Below are 18,073 nucleotides of genomic sequence, written 5' to 3' on the forward strand. Positions count from 1 at the left end.
CGTATCCGATGCTCGGCGTGCCCAGGGCGCCGGTCTCGGCCGTGACGGCGGCACGTCGCCACGGCACGCGCATCGAAACGGCGCGTTTTTCGACAGGAACAGAAGGATAACGTTCCATGGGCCTGTCAGGTTTACCGGTGCGTGATCATGGTGCGGCGCGTTTTCCCCGGCGCCGTGCGCACCATGTGGGAACACGCATGAAACCGATTCCGCACGGGTGCGATAACTCGTTGTTTTATCGATAATTTGTCGCGATTGTGCAACGCACAAAAAGTGCTTGACATCCGTGCTCTCTGCCCTAAAATAGGCCTCATTGCTGCGTTGCACAAAGCACGCGGCGCCGAAGTTCCCCAGCGTAGTGCCCTTTATCCTGCGATCGACGCGATCGCTTTTCAGGAGCCTGACATGTCCTTGCTGACCCCCGAGCAAATCGCCGCCGCCCAAAAAGCCAACCTCGAAAGCCTGTTCGGTCTGACGACCAAGGCGTTCGAAGGCGTCGAAAAGCTGATCGAACTCAACCTGCAAGTCGTGAAGTCGACGCTGGCCGAAGGCCAGGAAAACGCGCAGCGTCTGCTGTCGGTGAAGGACGCGCAGGAACTGATCGCGCTGCAAGCGAGCCTGTCGCAGCCGGTCGCGGAAAAGGTGCTGTCGTACGGCCGTCACCTGTACGAAATCGCATCGTCGACGCAAGCCGAGTTCGCGAAGGTCGCCGAAGCGCAATTCGACGAGCAGAACAAGAAGGTCCAGGCACTCGTCGACAACGTCGCGAAGAACGCCCCGGCCGGTTCGGAAACGGCTGTCGCCGCACTGAAGTCGGCGCTGAACGCTGCGAACACCACGTACGAAACGGTTCAGAAGGCCACGAAGCAAGCGGTGGAAATCGCTGAAACGAACTTCAACGCCGCTGCTGCCGTCGCAACGAAGGCTGCAACCGCCGCTGCCGCACGTCGTTCGAGCAAGCCGGCCGCGTAAGCGTCCCCTGCTCCTGAAAGAGCCGCGCCCAGCGCGGCTTTTTCGTTTCTGGCGCCGGAATGTGCCGGGCGGGCGGCCAACTGCCCGCCACCATCGAGCCTGTCGCGCGCCACGCAAAACAAAACGCCGCCGTCCGGTTGCCCGGGCGGCGGCGTTTTCGTGGCCGGCGCGTGGCCGGCCATGCCGGTCGCGTTACTGTTACTTCTTGCGTTGCGGCGGCAGGTCCGTACAGACGCCTTCGTACAGCTCGGCGGCCATGCCGACCGATTCGCCGAGCGTCGGGTGCGGGTGGATCGTCTTGCCGATGTCTTCCGCGTCCGCGCCCATCTCGACCGCGAGGCACACTTCGCTGATCAGGTCGCCCGCGTTCAGGCCGACGATCGCACCGCCGATCACGCGATGGGTTTCCTCGTCGAAGATCAGCTTCGTGAAGCCTTCGTCGCGACCGTTCGCGATTGCGCGGCCCGAAGCGGCCCACGGGAACACGGCCTTGCCGTACTTGATGCCTTCGGCCTTGCACTGGTCCTCGGTCTTGCCGGCCCACGCCACTTCCGGATCGGTGTAGGCCACCGACGGGATCTGCAGTGCGTCGAAGTACGCCTTTTCGCCGTGCGCGGCTTCCGCGGCGACGTGGCCTTCATGCACGGCCTTGTGCGCGAGCATCGGCTGGCCGACGATATCGCCGATCGCGAAGATGTGCGGGACGTTCGTGCGCATCTGCTTGTCGACGTCGATGAAGCCGCGATCCGTGACCGCGACGCCGGCCTTGTCGGCACCGATCTTCTTGCCGTTCGGGCTGCGGCCCACCGCGACGAGCACGAGGTCGTAGCGCTGCGCTTCCGCCGGCGCCTTTTCGCCCTCGAACTTCACGTAGATGCCGTCTTCCTTCGCTTCCGCGCCGACCGTCTTGGTCTTCAGCATCACGTTGCCGAAGCGCTTCGCGTTGTACTTTTCCCAGACCTTCACGAGATCGCGGTCGGCGCCCATCATCAGGCCGTCCATCATTTCGACGACGTCGATCTCGGCGCCGAGCGTCGAGTAGACCGTCGCCATTTCGAGGCCGATGATGCCGCCGCCGATCACGAGCATGCGCTTGGGCAGCTGGCGCAGTTCGAGCGCGCCCGTCGAATCGACGACGCGCGGGTCTTCCGGCATGAACGGCAGCTTCACGGCCTGCGAGCCCGCGGCGATGATCGCCTGCTTGAACTTGACGACCTTCTTGCCGTTTTCGCCCTGCACTTCCATGTGGAACGGATCGACGAACGCGCCGACGCCGGTGACCACTTCGACCTTGCGCGCCTTCGCCATGCCGGCGAGGCCGGTCGTCAGTTTCTTGACGACGCCGCCCTTGAAGTCGCGCAGCTTGTCGAGATCGACTTGCGGCTTGCCGAACGTGATGCCGTGCGACGCGAGCGCCGCGGCTTCCTCGACGACGAGCGACGTATGCAGCAGCGCCTTCGACGGGATGCAGCCGACGTTCAGGCACACGCCGCCGAGCGTCGAGTAGCGTTCGACGAGTACGGTCTTCATGCCGAGGTCGGCGGCGCGGAATGCGGCCGAGTAGCCGCCGGGGCCGGCGCCGAGCACGAGCATGTCGCACTCGATGTCGGCGGCGCCGCTGTAGCTGCCGGCTTGCGGCGCGGGCGCGGGTGCCGGCGCGGCTGCGGCCGGAGCCGGTGCGGCGGCTGCGGGCTTCGGCGCTTCGGGCGCTTTCGCGGGAGCGGCTGCGCCTGCCGACGCTTCGACGATGGCGATGACGGTGCCCTGCGAGACTTTCTCGCCGGCTTTGACCTTGACTTCCTTGACGGTGCCGGCGACGTCGCTGGGCACTTCCATGGAGGCTTTATCGGATTCGAGCGTGATGAGCGTTTGCTCTTCTTCGATCACGTCGCCGGGTTTGACGTTGACTTCGATGACATCGACGCCGCTGAAATCGCCGATATCCGGAACCTTGACTTCGATGAGACTCATGACTGTCCCCTTCTTGAATAGCTGCAGAGAGAGAGGGAGGGACCGGCGGAAAGACGGAACCTGACGACATGCGGCCTGACAAGAGCACGCGACGTTGGGCAGGACCACCTTTGCCGTCCGCCCAAGGACGCGCCTTTCTTTTGGTCACTTTTCTTTGGAAGACAAAGAAAAGTGACCGCCGCCCCGCGCAGGGGCGACGCTAGCAGACCGTTGGCAAAACAGGTTCAACGACAAGAGCGTGGAGAACAGACACGAAACCACGCCCCCGCGAGCCCCTCATCTCATCAAAGAATGATGCGACGGAAATCCCCGAGCAACGCGCCGAGATACGCATTGAACCGCGCGGCTTCGGCGCCATCGATGACACGATGGTCATACGACAGCGACAACGGCAGCATGAGCCGCGGCACGAACTGCTTGCCGTCCCACACCGGCTTCATCTGCCCGCGCGACAACCCGAGGATCGCCACTTCCGGCGCGTTGATGATCGGCGTGAAGTTTGTCCCGCCGATCCCGCCGAGCGACGAGATCGAGAAGCAGCCGCCCTGCATCTGGTCCGGCTTCAGCTTGCCTTCGCGCGCGGCCTTCGACAGGTCGCTCATTTCCTTCGCGATGTCGACGAGGCCCTTCTTGTCCGCATCGCGGATCACCGGCACGACGAGGCCGTTCGGCGTATCGGCCGCGAAACCGACGTGGAAGTACTGCTTGAACACGAGGTTGTCGCCGTCGAGGCTCGCGTTGAAGGTCGGGAATTTCTTCAGCGCGGCGACGACCGCCTTGATCACGAACGCGAGCATCGTGAACTTCACGCCCGCCTTTTCGTGTTCCTTGTTCAGCTGGACGCGCAGCGCTTCGAGCTCGGTGATGTCCGCTTCGTCGTTGTTCGTGACGTGCGGGATCATCACCCAGTTGCGATGCAGGTTCGCGCCCGAGATCTTCTTGATGCGCGACAGCGGCTTCGCCTCGAACGGGCCGAACTTCGAGAAGTCGACCTTCGGCCAGGGCAGCAGGTTCAGCTCGCCGCCGCCTGCCGGCGCGGCTGCCGCGGCCGGCGCCGCGCGCTGGCCCGTCATCACGCCCTTCACGAAGCCCGTCACGTCTTCCTTCGTAATGCGGCCCTTCGGCCCCGAGCCCTGCACGCGCGCGACTTCGACGCCGAGTTCGCGTGCGAACTTGCGGACCGACGGCGATGCGTGGCTCGCGCGATATTCGCCCGACGGCGCGGCGGCCGGAGCCGGAGCGGCGGCGGCCGGTGCCGGCGCAGCCTTCGCGGGTGCCGGTGCGGCGGCGGGCGCCGGGGCGGCCGCGGCCGGCGCCGGCGCGCTGGCCTGCGGTGCGGCTGCAGCCGGTGCGCCAGCGGCTTCGAGCAGCACGATCAGCGTGCCTTCCGACACCGAATCGCCCACCTTGACCAAGATGCCCTTCACGACGCCGGCGGCCGGGCTCGGCACGTCCATCGTCGCCTTGTCCGACTCGAGCGTGACGAGCGACTGTTCCTTCTCGACCGTGTCGCCGACCTTCACGCCGATCTCGATCACCGGGACATCCTTGTAGTCGCCGATGTCGGGCACCTTCACTTCGAGCGTGCCGCCGGACGCGGCCGGTGCGGCAGCGGGCGCGGCGGCGGCCGGTGCCGGCGCTGCTGCGGGAGCGGGAGCCGCGGCCGGCGCGGCCGCGCCATTCGCCTGCGCGCCTGCGCCGCCTTCGAGCAGGATGATCAACGAGCCTTCCGACACGGAATCGCCGACCTTGACCTTGATTTCCTTCACGACGCCGCCGACCGGGCTCGGCACATCCATCGTCGCCTTGTCGGACTCGAGCGTGACGAGCGACTGCTCGGGCTCGACCGTGTCGCCGACCTTCACGCCGATCTCGATGACCGGCACGTCCTTGTAATCGCCGATATCCGGCACCTTCACTTCGATCGCTTGACTCATCTGTTTCTGTCTCCATGGCCGCGCGCGCTCCTCGCGGGAGCGGCGCGCGGCATCACACGGCGTGTGCGTTAAACGGTCATCGGGTTGGGCTTGGACGGATCGAGGTTGTACTTGGCGATCGCGTCCGCGACCACCTTGCGCTCGATCGTGCCTTCGTCGGCCAGCGCGTTGAGCGCGGCGACGGTGACCCAGTGACGGTCGACTTCGAAGAAGTGACGCAGCTTCTCGCGGGTGTCCGAACGACCGAAGCCGTCGGTGCCCAGCACGACGAAGCGGCGATCGATCTGGCCGCGGATCTGGTCGACCAGCGCACGGACGTAGTCGGTCGAAGCGATGACCGGGCCCTGCGTGTCCTTCAGGCACTTCTGCACGTGCGACAGGCGACGCTCCTCGGTCGGATGGAGCAGGTTCCAGCGCTCGACCTGATGGCCTTCGCGCGCGAGTTCGGTGAAGCTCGGCACGCTCCACAGGTCGGCGGCGACGCCCCAGTCGTTCTTCAGCAGGTCGGCGGCGGCGATCACTTCGTTGAAGATCGTGCCCGCGCCGAGCAGCTGGACGCGCGGCGCCTTCTTGTCGGCGTCGGCCTTCCTGAACGCGTACATGCCCTTGATGATGTCGGCCGCCACGTGCTCGCCCTGCGGAATCGCCGGGTGCTCGTAGTTCTCGTTCATCACCGTGATGTAGTAGTACACGTCTTCCTGGTCCTGCACCATGCGGCGCAGGCCGTCCTGGACGATCACCGCGAGTTCATAACCGAACGTCGGGTCGTAGCTCACGCAGTTCGGCACCGATGCCGCCCACAGCAGCGAGTGGCCGTCTTCGTGCTGCAGGCCTTCGCCGTTCAGCGTCGTACGGCCCGCGGTGCCGCCCAGCAGGAAGCCGCGCGAACGCATGTCGCCCGCGGCCCACGCGAGGTCGCCGATGCGCTGGAAGCCGAACATCGAATAGAAGATGTAGAACGGCACCATGATCTCGCCGTGCGTCGAATACGACGTCGCCGCCGCGATCCAGTCGCACATGCCGCCCGCTTCGTTGATGCCTTCCTGCAGGATCTGGCCGGTCTGCGATTCCTTGTAGAACATCAGCTGGTCGGAATCTTCCGGCACGTACTTCTGGCCTTCCTGGTTCCAGATGCCGATCTGGCGGAACAGGCCTTCCATGCCGAACGTACGCGATTCGTCCGGGACGATCGGCACGACGCGCTTGCCGAGCGCCTTGTCCTTCAGCAGGATGTTCAGGATCCGCACGAACGCCATCGTCGTCGAGATCTCGCGGCCTTCGCCCGTGCCCTTCAAGAGCGGCTCGAACGCGTCGAGCGCCGGCACCGGCAGCGACGTCGCCTTCTCGCGGCGGTGCGGCAGGTAGCCGCCGAGGTCCATGCGCTTCTGGCGCATGTATTCGAGTTCCTTCGAGCCTTCCTCGAACTTCAGATACGGCACGTCGGCGATCTGCTCGTCGGTGATCGGCAGGCGGAACTGGTCACGGAACTTCTTCAGTTGCTCGACCGGCAGCTTCTTCTGCTGGTGCGTGATGTTCATCGCCTGGCCCGACTCGCCCATCCCGTAGCCCTTGATGGTCTTCGCGAGGATGACGGTCGGCGCGCCCTTCGTGTTGGTCGCTTCGTGGAACGCCGCGTAGATCTTGTGCGGATCGTGACCGCCGCGGTTCAGCGCCCAGATGTCGTCGTCCGACCAGTCGGCGACGAGCGCCTTCAGTTCAGGCGTGTTGAAGAAGTGCTCGCGGACGTACGCGCCCGACTCCGACTTGTACGTCTGGTATTCGCCGTCGACGCATTCCATCATCCGGCGCATCAGCGCGCCCGACTTGTCGCGCGCGAACAGCGCATCCCAGCGGCTGCCCCAGATGACCTTGATCACGTTCCAGCCGGCGCCGCGGAATTCCGATTCGAGTTCCTGGATGATCTTGCCGTTGCCGCGCACCGGGCCGTCGAGACGCTGCAGGTTGCAGTTGATCACGAACACGAGGTTGTCGAGCTTCTCGCGGCTCGCCATGCCGATCGCGCCGAGCGATTCCGGCTCGTCCGTCTCGCCGTCGCCGAGGAACGCCCACACCTTGCGGCCTTCCGTCTTCGCGATGCCGCGCGATTCCAGGTACTTCATGAAGCGTGCCTGGTAGATCGCCATGATCGGGCCGAGACCCATCGACACGGTCGGGAACTGCCAGAAGTCCGGCATCAGCCACGGGTGCGGGTACGACGAAATGCCCTTGCCGTCCACTTCCTGACGGAAATTGTCGAGCTGCTCTTCCTTCAGGCGGCCGAGCAGGAACGCGCGCGAGTACACGCCCGGCGACGAGTGGCCCTGCACGAACACGAGATCGCCGCCATGCTGGTCGGACGCCGCGTGCCAGAAATGGTTGTAGCCGACGTCGTAGAGCGTCGCGGCCGACGCGAACGATGCGATGTGGCCGCCGACGTTCGTGTCCTTGCCCGCGCGCAGCACCATCGCCAGCGCGTTCCAGCGCGTGTACGAACGGATGCGGTGCTCGATGTCCTGGTCGCCCGGAATCTTCGCCTGTGCTTCGAGCGGAATCGTGTTGATGTACGGGGTATTGGCGGAGAACGGCAGGTGTTCGCCGTGCATGCGGGCGAATTCGATCTGCTTTTCGATCAGGTAATGCGCGCGGCCAGTGCCCACGGAGGAGATCACGCCATCGAGCGACTCCAGCCACTCGACGGTTTCTTGCGGGTCGTCGTCACGTTCGGCGGCGACATACTTCATCACTTCGTTCGGTACAGCGGACATTCTCGTCTCCTGGGTCCTGGAATGTGAGGATCGCTCTCGTGCAGACGACGCGGCGCGGCCGGCTGCGGGCAAGCTCCGACGGATTGTAATGAGCGTGGACGGGCCTGCGCAACAAAATTTTCGAATCGTGAGATCTTTTCTCATGATGCGAAATATTGCTGCGCTGCACCCATATTTCGGGGCTCCGCGGCCCGTCTCGTCGGAACAAAACCGTTTCCGTTCAACATATCCGGTATCGGTTTTCCATGTATTGCGCTGCGCTACAATCCTGCCATGTTGACCGATCGGCTTTTCGCACGCTCGGCGCGACCGCCGGGCCCGCCGGCGGAGTCGCAGCCGTCCCGTTGGCACCACGGACCGTGGTGGTCCAATTCCTATTTGCTGACGCCGCTGCTGTCGATCCTGGTGTTCCTCGTCGTGATGAGCCTCATCCTGTGGAGCCTCAACCGGCGCGAACAGCAGCAGCAGGAAGACACCCTGTTTCGCAACGTCGCGTGGGCCCAGCAGCAGATCCGCCTGTCGATGACGGGCGCGCAGGAACAACTGCAGGCGCTGTCGCGCGACCTCGCGTCCGGCCGCCTCGATCAGAACGCGTTCCAGATGGCGGTCGCGGACGTGATGCAGACGCATCCGGAAATCCTCTACCTGAACTGGTACACGGCGCCGGGCGTGCAGCGCTGGCCGGCCGTGCATCCACCGCTGCTCGGCCAACGGCTCGCGAAGCCCGGCGACGCGCAGATGCAGGACGCGGTGCGCGGCGCGTACGACGAGGCGCGCAGCACGCGCCGCCAGGCGTATTCGCCGCTGATCTACGACGAGTTCGGCAACGGCTTCATCACGTTGCAGACGCCGGTAATGCGCGGCGACCGCGAATATCTCGGCTCGCTCGCCGCGGTGTTCTCGGTCGAAGGGATCCTGAAGCACGACATTCCGCAGGAGCTGTCGTCGAAGTACAAGATCTCGATCACCGACTCGAACAACCGCGAGCTGTCGTCCACGTCGACGCGCCCGCGACTGCCGCGCGACTCGCACTACGATCTCCCGCTCGACCCGCCCGGCCAAGGGCTGACGGTGCGCGTGTACGCGTTCCCGCAGCTCACGAACCTGACCAACAACACGCTCGTGTGGCTCGTCGCCGGGCTGTCGTGCTTCGTGCTATGGAGCCTCTGGAGCCTGTGGAAGCACACGCGCCAGCGCTTCGAGGCGCAGCAGGCGCTGTACGCTGAGGCGTTCTTCCGCCGCGCGATGGAAAACTCGGTGCTGATCGGCATGCGCGTGCTCGACATGCACGGCCGCATCACGCACGTGAACCCCGCGTTCTGCCGGATGACGGGCTGGGACGAGACCGATCTCGTCGGCAAGGTCGCGCCGTTCCCGTATTGGCCGCGCGACGCGTACCCGGAAATGCAGCGCCAGCTCGACATGACGCTGCGCGGCAAGGCGCCGAGTTCGGGCTTCGAGCTGCGCGTGCGGCGCAAGAACGGCACGCTGTTCCATGCGCGCCTGTACGTGTCGCCGCTGATCGACAGTTCGGGCCGCCAGACCGGCTGGATGTCGTCGATGACCGACATCACCGAGCCGAAGCGCGCGCGCGAAGAGCTCGCGGCCGCGCACGAACGCTTCACGACGGTGCTCGAAAGCCTCGACGCCGCGGTGTCGGTGCTCGCCGCCGACGAAGCCGAGCTGCTGTTCGCGAACCGCTACTACCGCCACCTGTTCGGCATCCGTCCGGACGGCCATCTGGAGCTGTCGGGCGGCGGCTTCGACCGCGCGCAGGCGTCGTCCGACTCGATCGACATGGTCGACGCGTTCGCGGGCCTGCCGGCCGCCGCGCTGACAAGCAGCACGGCGGACGCGCAGGAGGTGTACGTCGAGAGCATCCAGAAGTGGTTCGAGGTGCGCCGCCAGTACATCCAGTGGGTGGACGGCCACCTCGCGCAGATGCAGATCGCGACCGACATCACGACCCGCAAGAAGGCGCAGGAACTCGCGCACCAGCAGGAAGAAAAGCTGCAGTTCACGAGCCGATTGATGACGATGGGCGAAATGGCGTCGTCGATTGCTCACGAATTGAATCAGCCGCTCGCCGCGATCAACAACTACTGTTCGGGCACGCTCGCGCTCGTCAAGAGCGGCCGCGGCACGCCCGAGACGCTGCAGCCGGCGCTGGAGAAGACCGCGCAGCAGGCGCTGCGCGCGGGGATGATCGTCAAGCGGATCCGCGAATTCGTGAAGCGCAGCGAGCCGAAGCGCCAGCCGGCGCGGGTCGCGGACATCGTCGCCGACGCGGTCGGGCTCGCCGAAATCGAGGCCAGGAAGCGCAGAATCCGGATCGTCACGGAAATCCTCGCAAGAATGCCTATTATTTATGTCGACCCCGTGTTGATCGAGCAGGTGCTCGTGAACCTGATGAAGAACGCAGCCGAGGCGATGGCCGACGTGAAACCGGCGTCGGTGGACGGCGTGATCCGCGTCGTCGCCGACATCGATGCGGGCTTCGTCGACATCCGTGTGATCGACCAGGGCCCGGGCGTCGACGAAGCGACCGCCGAGCGCCTGTTCGAACCGTTTTACAGCACCAAGTCCGATGGCATGGGCATGGGGCTGAACATCTGCCGTTCGATCATCGAATCGCATCGGGGGCGTCTGTGGGTGGTCAACAACGTCGAGCCGGACGGCCGCATTTCCGGCGCGACGTTCCACTGCAGCCTGCCCATTGGGGAACCCGCTGATCTCGGCCAAGGGGGGCGCGAGGCATCGGCATCACATACCGTTACGGGAGAACTATGAATAGCCCTGTCACCACCACTCAGGAAACCGTCTTTGTCGTCGACGACGACGAGGCCGTACGGGACTCGCTGCGCTGGCTGCTGGAGGCGAACGGCTATCGCGTGCAATGCTTCTCGAGCGCCGAGCAGTTCCTCGATGCGTACCAGCCGGCGCAGCAGGCCGGCCAGATCGCGTGCCTGATCCTCGACGTGCGGATGTCGGGCATGAGCGGCCTCGAATTGCAGGAACGCCTGATCGCCGACAATGCCGCGCTGCCGATCATCTTCGTCACCGGCCACGGCGACGTGCCGATGGCCGTGTCGACGATGAAAAAGGGTGCGATGGACTTTATCGAGAAACCGTTCGACGAAGCCGAGCTGCGCAAGCTCGTCGAGCGGATGCTCGACAAGGCCCGAAGCGAAAGCAAGAGCGTCCAGGAGCAGCGCGCCGCGAGCGAACGCCTGTCGAAGCTGACCGCGCGCGAGCAGCAGGTGCTCGAACGGATCATCGCGGGCCGCCTGAACAAGCAGATCGCCGACGATCTCGGCATCAGCATCAAGACGGTCGAGGCGCACCGCGCGAACATCATGGAAAAGCTCAACGTCAACACGGTGGCCGACCTGCTGCGCCTCGCGCTGTCGAAGAAACAGGCCTGAGCGGGTGCTCCGGCCGCGGCGGCACGGCCCGCCCCGGCTGCCCGGCCCGCAACCGGCGTTTGCCGCCCCGCGCGATGCGGCCCACTCGCGCGGCGGCGGCCGTTCCTCCCGGCGCACGCGCGCCGCGGCCATGACGCTTCCCGTTGATTCGCTGTCGGACGGCAGCAGGCGAACGGTATAATTACGTGCTTTGCTACGGCGCTTCGGGCGCCGTACGCCCGCATTCCAACTTCCCGGCAGGACCCACCACCATGACAGCCCTCCTCATCGACGGCAACGCCCTTTCGAAGACCTTGCGCGCCCAGGCCGCCGAACGCGCCGCCGCGCTGACCGCGCGCGGCCACCAGCCCGGTCTCGCGGTGATCCTCGTCGGCGCGAACCCGGCGAGCGAAGTCTACGTGCGCAACAAGATCAAGGCGTGCGAGGACAACGGTTTCTTCTCGCTGAAGGATGCGTACCCGGCCACGCTGTCGGAAGCCGACCTGCTCGCGCGCATCGACGCGCTGAACCGCGACCCGAAGATCCACGGCATCCTCGTCCAGCTGCCGCTGCCCGCGCATATCGACAGCCACAAGGTGATCGAGGCGATCGCGCCGGAAAAGGACGTCGACGGCTTTCACGTCGCGAACGCGGGCGCGCTGATGACCGGCAAGCCGCTGTTCCGCCCGTGCACGCCGTACGGCGTGATGAAGATGTTCGAAGCGCACGGCATCGCGCTGCAAGGCGCGAACGCGGTCGTGATCGGCCGCTCGAACATCGTCGGCAAGCCGATGGCGATGATGCTGCTCGACGCCGGCGCGACCGTGACGATCTGCCACAGCAAGACGCGCGACCTCGCCGCACATACGCGCCAGGCCGACATCGTGGTCGCCGCGGTCGGCAAGCGCAACATCCTGACCGCCGACATGGTGAAGCCGGGCGCGACGGTGATCGACGTCGGCATGAACCGCGACGACGCGGGCAAGCTGTGCGGCGACGTCGATTTCGCGGGCGTGAAGGAAGTCGCCGGCTACATCACGCCGGTGCCGGGCGGCGTCGGCCCGATGACGATCACGATGCTGCTGATCAACACGATCGAATCCGCCGAACGCGCGGCGGCCTCCGCAGCCTGACACTGCCTTTGCCCAGCCGGCGCGCGGTTCAGCGCGCCGGCGCCTCGCCAGCCGCCATCGCGCGGCTGCACCTCGCCGGCCGCATCTCGCCGGCCGCACCTCGCCGGCCGCACCTCTCCGGCCGCACCTCGCCGGCCGCCCGCATCCGACCCTGCGTCAATCGCGTCATTAGAAACTAACGATTGGAAAGCGCGCGATGCGCCCCAATAATGTCGGTATCGGGCGCTGCTTCGTCGCGCCTCACCCTTTTCACCCCGGTTCATCCGGCAACAGACAGGGAGTCTTAATGTCCGCCAGCGCCAACACCAATCCGCTCCTCGACTTCTCCGGCCTGCCCCGTTTCGGCGAGATCCGCCCGGAACACGTGACGCCCGCGCTCGATACGCTGCTCGATGCCGCCAGCCGCGCGGTCGAAACGGCGAGCGCGAGCGACACGCCGTCGACCTGGGCCGCCGTCGTCGAGACGGTCGAGCGAGCCACGGAGCCGCTCGGCCGCGCATGGGGCATCGTCGGCCACCTGAATGCGGTCGCCGACACGCCCGAACTGCGGGCTGCCTACGGTGAAAACCTGCCGCGCGTGACCGAGTTCTGGTCGAGCGTCGGCCAGAATCTCGCGCTGTACGAAAAGTACAAGGCGATCGCCGCGAGCGCCGAATACGCGACGCTGTCCGCCGAGCGCAAGAAGATCCTCGACAATGCGTTGCGCGACTTCCGCCTGTCGGGCGCCGAGCTGCCCGAGGACCAGAAGCCGCGCTTCGCGGAATTGCAGGAACAGCAGGCCGCGCTGTCGAAGGCGTTCTCCGATCACGTGCTCGACGCGACCAATGCGTACGCGTACTTCGCGAAGGACGAAGCCGAGCTGGCCGGCCTGCCCGGCGACGCGATCGAGGCCGCCCGCGAAGCCGCGCAGAAGGACGGCAAGGAAGGCTGGAAATTCACGCTGCATTTCCCGTCGTACTTCCCGGTGCTGCAGTACGCGGACAACCGCGCGCTGCGCGAGACGCTCTACCGCGCGTATGCGACGCGCGCGTCGGAGCTCGGGCCGCAGTATGGCGACGGCAAGGCCGAATGGGACAACACGGCGATCGTCGCCGACGCGCTGAAGCTGCGCCGCGAAGAGGCGCAGATGCTCGGCTACCGCAACTTCGCCGAAGTGTCGCTCGCGCCGAAAATGGCCGAATCGCCGCAGCAGGTGATCGCGTTCCTCGAGGATCTCGCGACGCGCGCCCGCCCGCACGCGGACAAGGACTGGGACGAACTGCGCACGTTCGCCGCGAATGCGCTCGGCCTGACCGAACTCGCGCCGTGGGACGTCGCGTACGCGGCCGAAAAGCTTCGCCAGCAGCGCTATGCGTTCTCGGAAAACGAGGTCAAGCAGTACTTCCCGGAGCCGGCCGCGCTGAAGGGCCTCTTCACCGTCACCGAAACGCTGTTCGGCGTGAAGATCAAGCCGGACGACGCGCCGGTATGGCACAAGGACGTGCGCTTCTTCCGCGTCGAGAACCGCGACGGCTCGCTCGTCGCGCAGTTCTATCTCGACCTGTACGCGCGCGAAGGCAAGCGCGGCGGCGCGTGGATGGACGACGCCCGTTCGCGCGCGAAGCGCGGCAGCGACGTGCAGACGCCCGTCGCGTACCTGACCTGCAACTTCTCCGCGCCGGTCGGCGGCAAGCCCGCGTGCTTCACGCACGACGAGGTCATCACGCTGTTCCATGAATTCGGCCACGGGTTGCACCACATGCTCACGCGCGTCGACGAGCTCGGCGTGTCGGGCATCAACGGCGTCGAATGGGATGCGGTCGAACTGCCGTCGCAGTTCATGGAGAACTTCTGCTGGGAATGGGACGTGCTGTCGTCGATGTCGTCGCATGTCGATACGGGCGCCGCGCTGCCGCGCGCGCTGTTCGACAAGATGATCGCCGCGAAGAACTTCCAGAGCGGGCTCGGTACGCTGCGCCAGATCGTGTTCTCGATGTTCGACATGCTGCTGCACGTCGATTTCGACCCGGCCGGCGCCACCGGCGTGACCGCGTTCGCGCGCGAGATCAACGAGCGCTATCACGTGATCCCGCAGGCGGCGTTCTCGCGCTGGCCGAACACGTTCAGCCATATCTTCGCGGGCGGCTACGCGGCCGGCTACTACAGCTACAAGTGGGCCGAGGTGCTGTCGGCCGACGCGTACGCGGCGTTCGAGGAAGCGGCCGCCACCAGCGGCAGCGTGCTCGACGCGGCAACCGGCACGCGCTATCGCCGCGAAATCCTCGAGGTCGGCGGCAGCCGTCCGGCGATGGAGTCGTTCAAGGCGTTCCGCGGCCGCGAACCGCAGATCGACGCGCTGCTGCGCCACAACGGGATGGCCGCGTCCGCGCACTGAGCGCGCCGCCCGGCCCTTCCGGCTGTTCCGGCTGCATCGACAGGCACCGCTTCGGCGGTGCCTTTTTTCATGGCGCGGGCGTGTCGTCGCCCGCTTCGTCGTCGAACAGCAGGAATTGCCCGTGGCGCTCGGCCGTGTCCTCGTCGATACGCACGCCGACGCCGAGCAGCCGCACCGGCTGCGCGCGCCGCAACAACCCCTTCGCGAGCAGCGTGACGGCCGTCTCGGCATTCGTCGCGTCGGCCACGCACTCGACCGTCGTACGCTGGAAATCGGCGAAGCGGATCTTCACGTACAGCTTGCGGATCGACCGCGCGGCGCCGGCGCGCTCGATCCGCGCGTCGAGTTGCACGACGAGGCGTCGGATTTCGTCCGCGCATTGCTCGAGCGTCGTCAGGTCGGTCACGTAGGTCGTCTCGACACTGACCGACTTGCGCTCCTGGTCGGCCTGCACGAGCCGCTCGTCGATCCCGCGCGACAGTTCGTACAGCCGCCGCCCGAACGCGCCGAACTCGCGGTGCAGGTCGATCAGCGGCCAGTCGCGCAGCTGCGCGCAGGTCTGGATGCCGAGCCGGTCGAGCCGCGTGGCCGTCACCTTGCCGACCCCGTGCAGCTTGCGCACCGGCAGCGCCGCGACGAACGCGTCGATCTCGTGCGGCCGCACGACGAACAGCCCGTCGGGCTTGTTCCAGTCGGACGCGATCTTCGCGATGAACTTGTTCGGTGCGACGCCCGCCGACACGGTCACGCCGACCGTATCGCGCACCCGCTCGCGGATCTCGCGCGCGATCAGTGTCGCGCTGCCCTGGCAACGCTCCGACCCGCTGACATCGAGGTACGCCTCGTCGAGCGACAGCGGCTCGACGTCCGGCGTGTAGTCGCGATAGATCGCCATGATCTGCCGCGACGCCGCGCGATACTTGTCCATCGCGGACGGCAGGATCAGCAGGTCCGGGCACTTGCGCATCGCCAGCGCCGACGACATCGCCGAATGCACGCCGTAGCGCCGCGCCTCGTAGTTGCAGGTCGCGATCACGCCGCGCTGGTCGGGCCGGCCGCCGACCGCGAGCGGCCGGTTGCGCAGCGACGGGTCGTCGCGCATCTCGACCGACGCGTAGAAGCAGTCGCAGTCGCAGTGGATGATCTTGCGCATGCGCGGTGGCGCGTCGCCGGGCGGCGGCGCGGGCGGATCGGCAGGCGGGATGGTGGTCGGGCTCACGGTGCCGATACTGTACAAAAACACAGTGCCGGTTTCAACTGCCGCGTATGGCCGGAGCCTGCCGCCCGGAGCCCGGCCCCCACCCGGCGGCGCCGTACTGGCCGGGTTTGCGCGGATCGTACCGGCCGGGCACGTGCAGCGGCGCCTATACTCGTCTGCCGCGATACACGAAACGCAGGGGTGTCAGATGAAGACGATCGGACTGATCGGCGGCATGAGCTGGGAATCGTCGGCCGAGTACTACCGGATGATCAACCGGCACTCGAAGGCATTGCACGGCGGCCATCACAACGCGAAGAGCGTGCTGGTCACGGTCGACTTCGCCGAGATCGAAGCGCGGCAGCGCACGCACGACTGGGCCGCGCTCGGCGAACGGATGGCCGACGCCGCGCGGCAGCTCGAAGCGGCCGGCGCCGATCTCGTCGTCCTGACGACCAATACGATGCATCGCGTGCACGAGGCGATCGAAGCCGCGGTGACGCTGCCGTTCCTGCACATCGCCGACCCGACCGGCAGCGCGCTGCGCGACGCGGGCGTCGAGCGCGTCGCCCTGCTCGGCACGCGCTACACGATGGAGCTGCCGTTCTATGCGGAGCGGTTGCGCGAGAAGTTCGGGCTCGACGTGCTGACGCCGGACGAACGCGGGCGCGACGACGTGCACCGGATCATCTACGACGAGCTGTGCCACGGTGTGATCTCGGCGGAATCGCGCGTGACGTACGTGTCGGTCATCGACGAACTGGCAAAACGCGGCGCGCAGGCCGTGATCCTCGGCTGCACGGAAATTACGCTGCTGATCGGCGCGGACGATTCGCCGCTGCCGGTATTCGATACGACCGCGCTGCATGCGAAGGCGGCCGTCGAATGGGCGGCGCGCTGAACGACGCACGCCGGCGCTGAACGACAATCGCCGCCTGAAGGTATCACCGCATTGTTCCGCGCGGCAGGATTCAGTCTCCCGAGGCGCGCCTCGCCGCGCGCGCGACTCCGTGCTCTCGCCCGCCACACGGGCCTGGCGCGCACGGCCCGCGAATCACCCAACGCGGCTCGCGCGGGCGCGCCGACACGACTGGTTATTCATTGGTAATAAAGTGACCGCAAATTGGTACGCGAGCAGCGGCGCTCAATCGACCCTGCTCGTCGCAGTCTCTTTTCCACCAACAGGAAACAGGAAATTGAAAAAACTGAACACCGCATTCGGCGCGTTGCTCGCCGTATCGTTCACGCTCACCGCGCACGCCGACCCCAACATCACCGCATCGGCGGCCTCGACGCCCCGGGACGGCTTCGATCGCATGACGTGGGAGATCACGCCCGAGGTCGTGCCGACCCAGGTCAACGCGAGCTACTACTGGGCCAACCAGTTGTCGTCGCAACATGGCGGCCACGCGATCTACACCGGTATCCAGCCACGCACGCAAAGCAGCAACGTGGTGATCTTCAGCGCGTTCGGCACCGGCACGACGCCGCTGTCGGCGAATTGCCGCGGCGGCGCCGACGGCGGCTCCGGCACCTCGTGCTCGATCGCCTACCCGTGGAAAACGGGCCACGCCTACCGGTTGCAGGTCACCGTGACGCAGGGTAATCGCAGCGACGGGCGCTCGACCGTCGACGGCTTCATCACCGACGTCGCCACCGGCGCGACGACGCCGACCGGCAGCATTGCCGTGCCGGCCGACTGGGGCGGCCTGTCGAGTTCGGCTTATCTGTTCGACGAGTACTTTCCGTTCAACGCCGCGTCGAGGGACCCGATGCAGCGGCCATGCGTGCCGTATGCGCGCTACATGACGTCGCTGCCGCATTTCTATCTGAAGGACGTCGACTACCCGACGACCGAACGGTCGATCCGGCTGAATACGGGCCAGGACAAGTGCGCGGCGCTGTCGGGCACGCCGAACGCGCGGGCCACGCTGGTCAACACGACCACCTATCTGCTCGAGAACGGCTTCTTGCCCGGGAGCCCGGGCGCACCGAAATAACGAAGACGGACGCGAAAAACAAAAAACCCGGCACGGAGCCGGGTTTTTCGTAGACGAAGTGCGCATCGGTCAATTGCGCGGCACATCGCCTGGTGTGCTTGGTTGCGGGGACAGGATTTGAACCTGTGACCTTCGGGTTATGAGCCCGACGAGCTGCCAGACTGCTCCACCCCGCGTCAGAGAAATAAATTATAGGGTGAGGAAGTACTCACGTCAATACTTTTGTCACAATTTCTGCTTCCGTTGCCCAAGCGGCGATGCGTGACACATGCGCGAGCCCGCATGACGCACGCGTTCGCACCCCATGCTCGCGGTAAGA

11 protein-coding genes and 1 tRNA gene are annotated in these 18,073 nt (G+C 66.1%); 7 read left to right on the top strand and 5 right to left on the bottom strand.

From position 1 onward, the window contains the following. Positions 1-405: 405 nt before the first annotated feature. Complete coding sequence (locus GJG85_RS11335; RefSeq protein WP_034188948.1) at positions 406-972, top strand: phasin family protein; 567 nt, start codon at positions 406-408, stop codon at positions 970-972. 198 nt (positions 973-1,170) lie between these two features. Here GJG85_RS11335 and lpdA read toward each other — a convergent pair whose 3' ends face one another. The 3 genes from lpdA to aceE form a co-directional block, all read right to left on the bottom strand. Next, positions 1,171-2,943: a dihydrolipoyl dehydrogenase gene (gene lpdA, locus GJG85_RS11340; RefSeq protein WP_124638584.1), complete on the bottom strand. Its 1,773-nt coding sequence runs from the start codon at positions 2,941-2,943 to the stop codon at positions 1,171-1,173. A 284-nt stretch (positions 2,944-3,227) separates the two neighbouring features. Beyond that, positions 3,228-4,880 (bottom strand): dihydrolipoyllysine-residue acetyltransferase, encoded by a 1,653-nt coding sequence (gene aceF, locus GJG85_RS11345; protein ID WP_050013011.1) that lies wholly within the window; start codon positions 4,878-4,880, stop codon positions 3,228-3,230. Between the two features lie 68 nt (positions 4,881-4,948). Continuing rightward, positions 4,949-7,645, bottom strand: coding sequence for a pyruvate dehydrogenase (acetyl-transferring), homodimeric type (gene aceE / locus GJG85_RS11350; protein WP_050013012.1), 2,697 nt, complete (start codon positions 7,643-7,645; stop codon positions 4,949-4,951). Positions 7,646-7,918: 273 nt separating this feature from the next. Between aceE and fixL the strand changes: the two genes are divergently transcribed. The 4 genes from fixL (at position 7,919) to GJG85_RS11370 (ending at position 14,556) form a co-directional block, all read left to right on the top strand. Beyond that, positions 7,919-10,435 carry an oxygen sensor histidine kinase FixL gene (gene fixL / locus GJG85_RS11355; RefSeq protein ID WP_050013013.1) on the top strand — a complete coding sequence of 839 codons (2,517 nt, stop codon included), beginning with the start codon at positions 7,919-7,921 and terminating at the stop codon, positions 10,433-10,435. After that, positions 10,432-11,070, top strand: a complete 639-nt coding sequence (gene fixJ / locus GJG85_RS11360) for an oxygen response regulator transcription factor FixJ (protein WP_006493245.1) — start codon at positions 10,432-10,434, stop codon at positions 11,068-11,070. Before fixL ends, fixJ begins: the two co-directional genes overlap by 4 nt. 251 nt (positions 11,071-11,321) lie before the next feature. Further along, complete coding sequence (gene folD, locus GJG85_RS11365) at positions 11,322-12,182, top strand: bifunctional methylenetetrahydrofolate dehydrogenase/methenyltetrahydrofolate cyclohydrolase FolD (protein WP_050013014.1); 861 nt, start codon at positions 11,322-11,324, stop codon at positions 12,180-12,182. Positions 12,183-12,468: 286 nt separating this feature from the next. Then, positions 12,469-14,556: a M3 family metallopeptidase gene (locus GJG85_RS11370; RefSeq protein WP_050013015.1), complete on the top strand. Its 2,088-nt coding sequence runs from the start codon at positions 12,469-12,471 to the stop codon at positions 14,554-14,556. Between the two features lie 67 nt (positions 14,557-14,623). Here GJG85_RS11370 and dinB read toward each other — a convergent pair whose 3' ends face one another. Next, positions 14,624-15,799, bottom strand: coding sequence for a DNA polymerase IV (gene dinB / locus GJG85_RS11375; protein WP_050013016.1), 1,176 nt, complete (start codon positions 15,797-15,799; stop codon positions 14,624-14,626). Positions 15,800-15,962: 163 nt separating this feature from the next. Here dinB and GJG85_RS11380 point away from each other — a divergent pair, with 163 nt between their 5' ends. Beyond that, positions 15,963-16,655: an aspartate/glutamate racemase family protein gene (locus GJG85_RS11380; RefSeq protein WP_204383317.1), complete on the top strand. Its 693-nt coding sequence runs from the start codon at positions 15,963-15,965 to the stop codon at positions 16,653-16,655. Between the two features lie 295 nt (positions 16,656-16,950). Continuing rightward, positions 16,951-17,754, top strand: coding sequence for a DUF3472 domain-containing protein (locus tag GJG85_RS11385; protein WP_050013018.1), 804 nt, complete (start codon positions 16,951-16,953; stop codon positions 17,752-17,754). A gap of 99 nt (positions 17,755-17,853) precedes the next feature. On the opposite strand, the gene GJG85_RS11390 is transcribed toward GJG85_RS11385, so the two are convergent. After that, positions 17,854-17,930 (bottom strand) — tRNA-Met (locus GJG85_RS11390). Positions 17,931-18,073 lie beyond the last annotated feature (143 nt).

This window comes from Burkholderia sp. MS389, assembly GCF_016899425.1.
Lineage (GTDB): Bacteria > Pseudomonadota > Gammaproteobacteria > Burkholderiales > Burkholderiaceae > Burkholderia > Burkholderia sola.

What these genes read in the sequence shown, in the direction of transcription:
- GJG85_RS11335 (WP_034188948.1), top strand. Translation starts at nt 406, where the DNA reads ATGTCCTTGCTGACCCCCGAGCAAATCGCCGCCGCCCAAAAAGCCAAC.
- lpdA (WP_124638584.1), bottom strand. Translation starts at nt 2,943, where the DNA reads ATGAGTCTCATCGAAGTCAAGGTTCCGGATATCGGCGATTTCAGCGGC.
- aceF (WP_050013011.1), bottom strand. Translation starts at nt 4,880, where the DNA reads ATGAGTCAAGCGATCGAAGTGAAGGTGCCGGATATCGGCGATTACAAG.
- aceE (WP_050013012.1), bottom strand. Translation starts at nt 7,645, where the DNA reads ATGTCCGCTGTACCGAACGAAGTGATGAAGTATGTCGCCGCCGAACGT.
- fixL (WP_050013013.1), top strand. Translation starts at nt 7,919, where the DNA reads ATGTTGACCGATCGGCTTTTCGCACGCTCGGCGCGACCGCCGGGCCCG.
- fixJ (WP_006493245.1), top strand. Translation starts at nt 10,432, where the DNA reads ATGAATAGCCCTGTCACCACCACTCAGGAAACCGTCTTTGTCGTCGAC.
- folD (WP_050013014.1), top strand. Translation starts at nt 11,322, where the DNA reads ATGACAGCCCTCCTCATCGACGGCAACGCCCTTTCGAAGACCTTGCGC.
- GJG85_RS11370 (WP_050013015.1), top strand. Translation starts at nt 12,469, where the DNA reads ATGTCCGCCAGCGCCAACACCAATCCGCTCCTCGACTTCTCCGGCCTG.
- GJG85_RS11380 (WP_204383317.1), top strand. Translation starts at nt 15,963, where the DNA reads ATGAAGACGATCGGACTGATCGGCGGCATGAGCTGGGAATCGTCGGCC.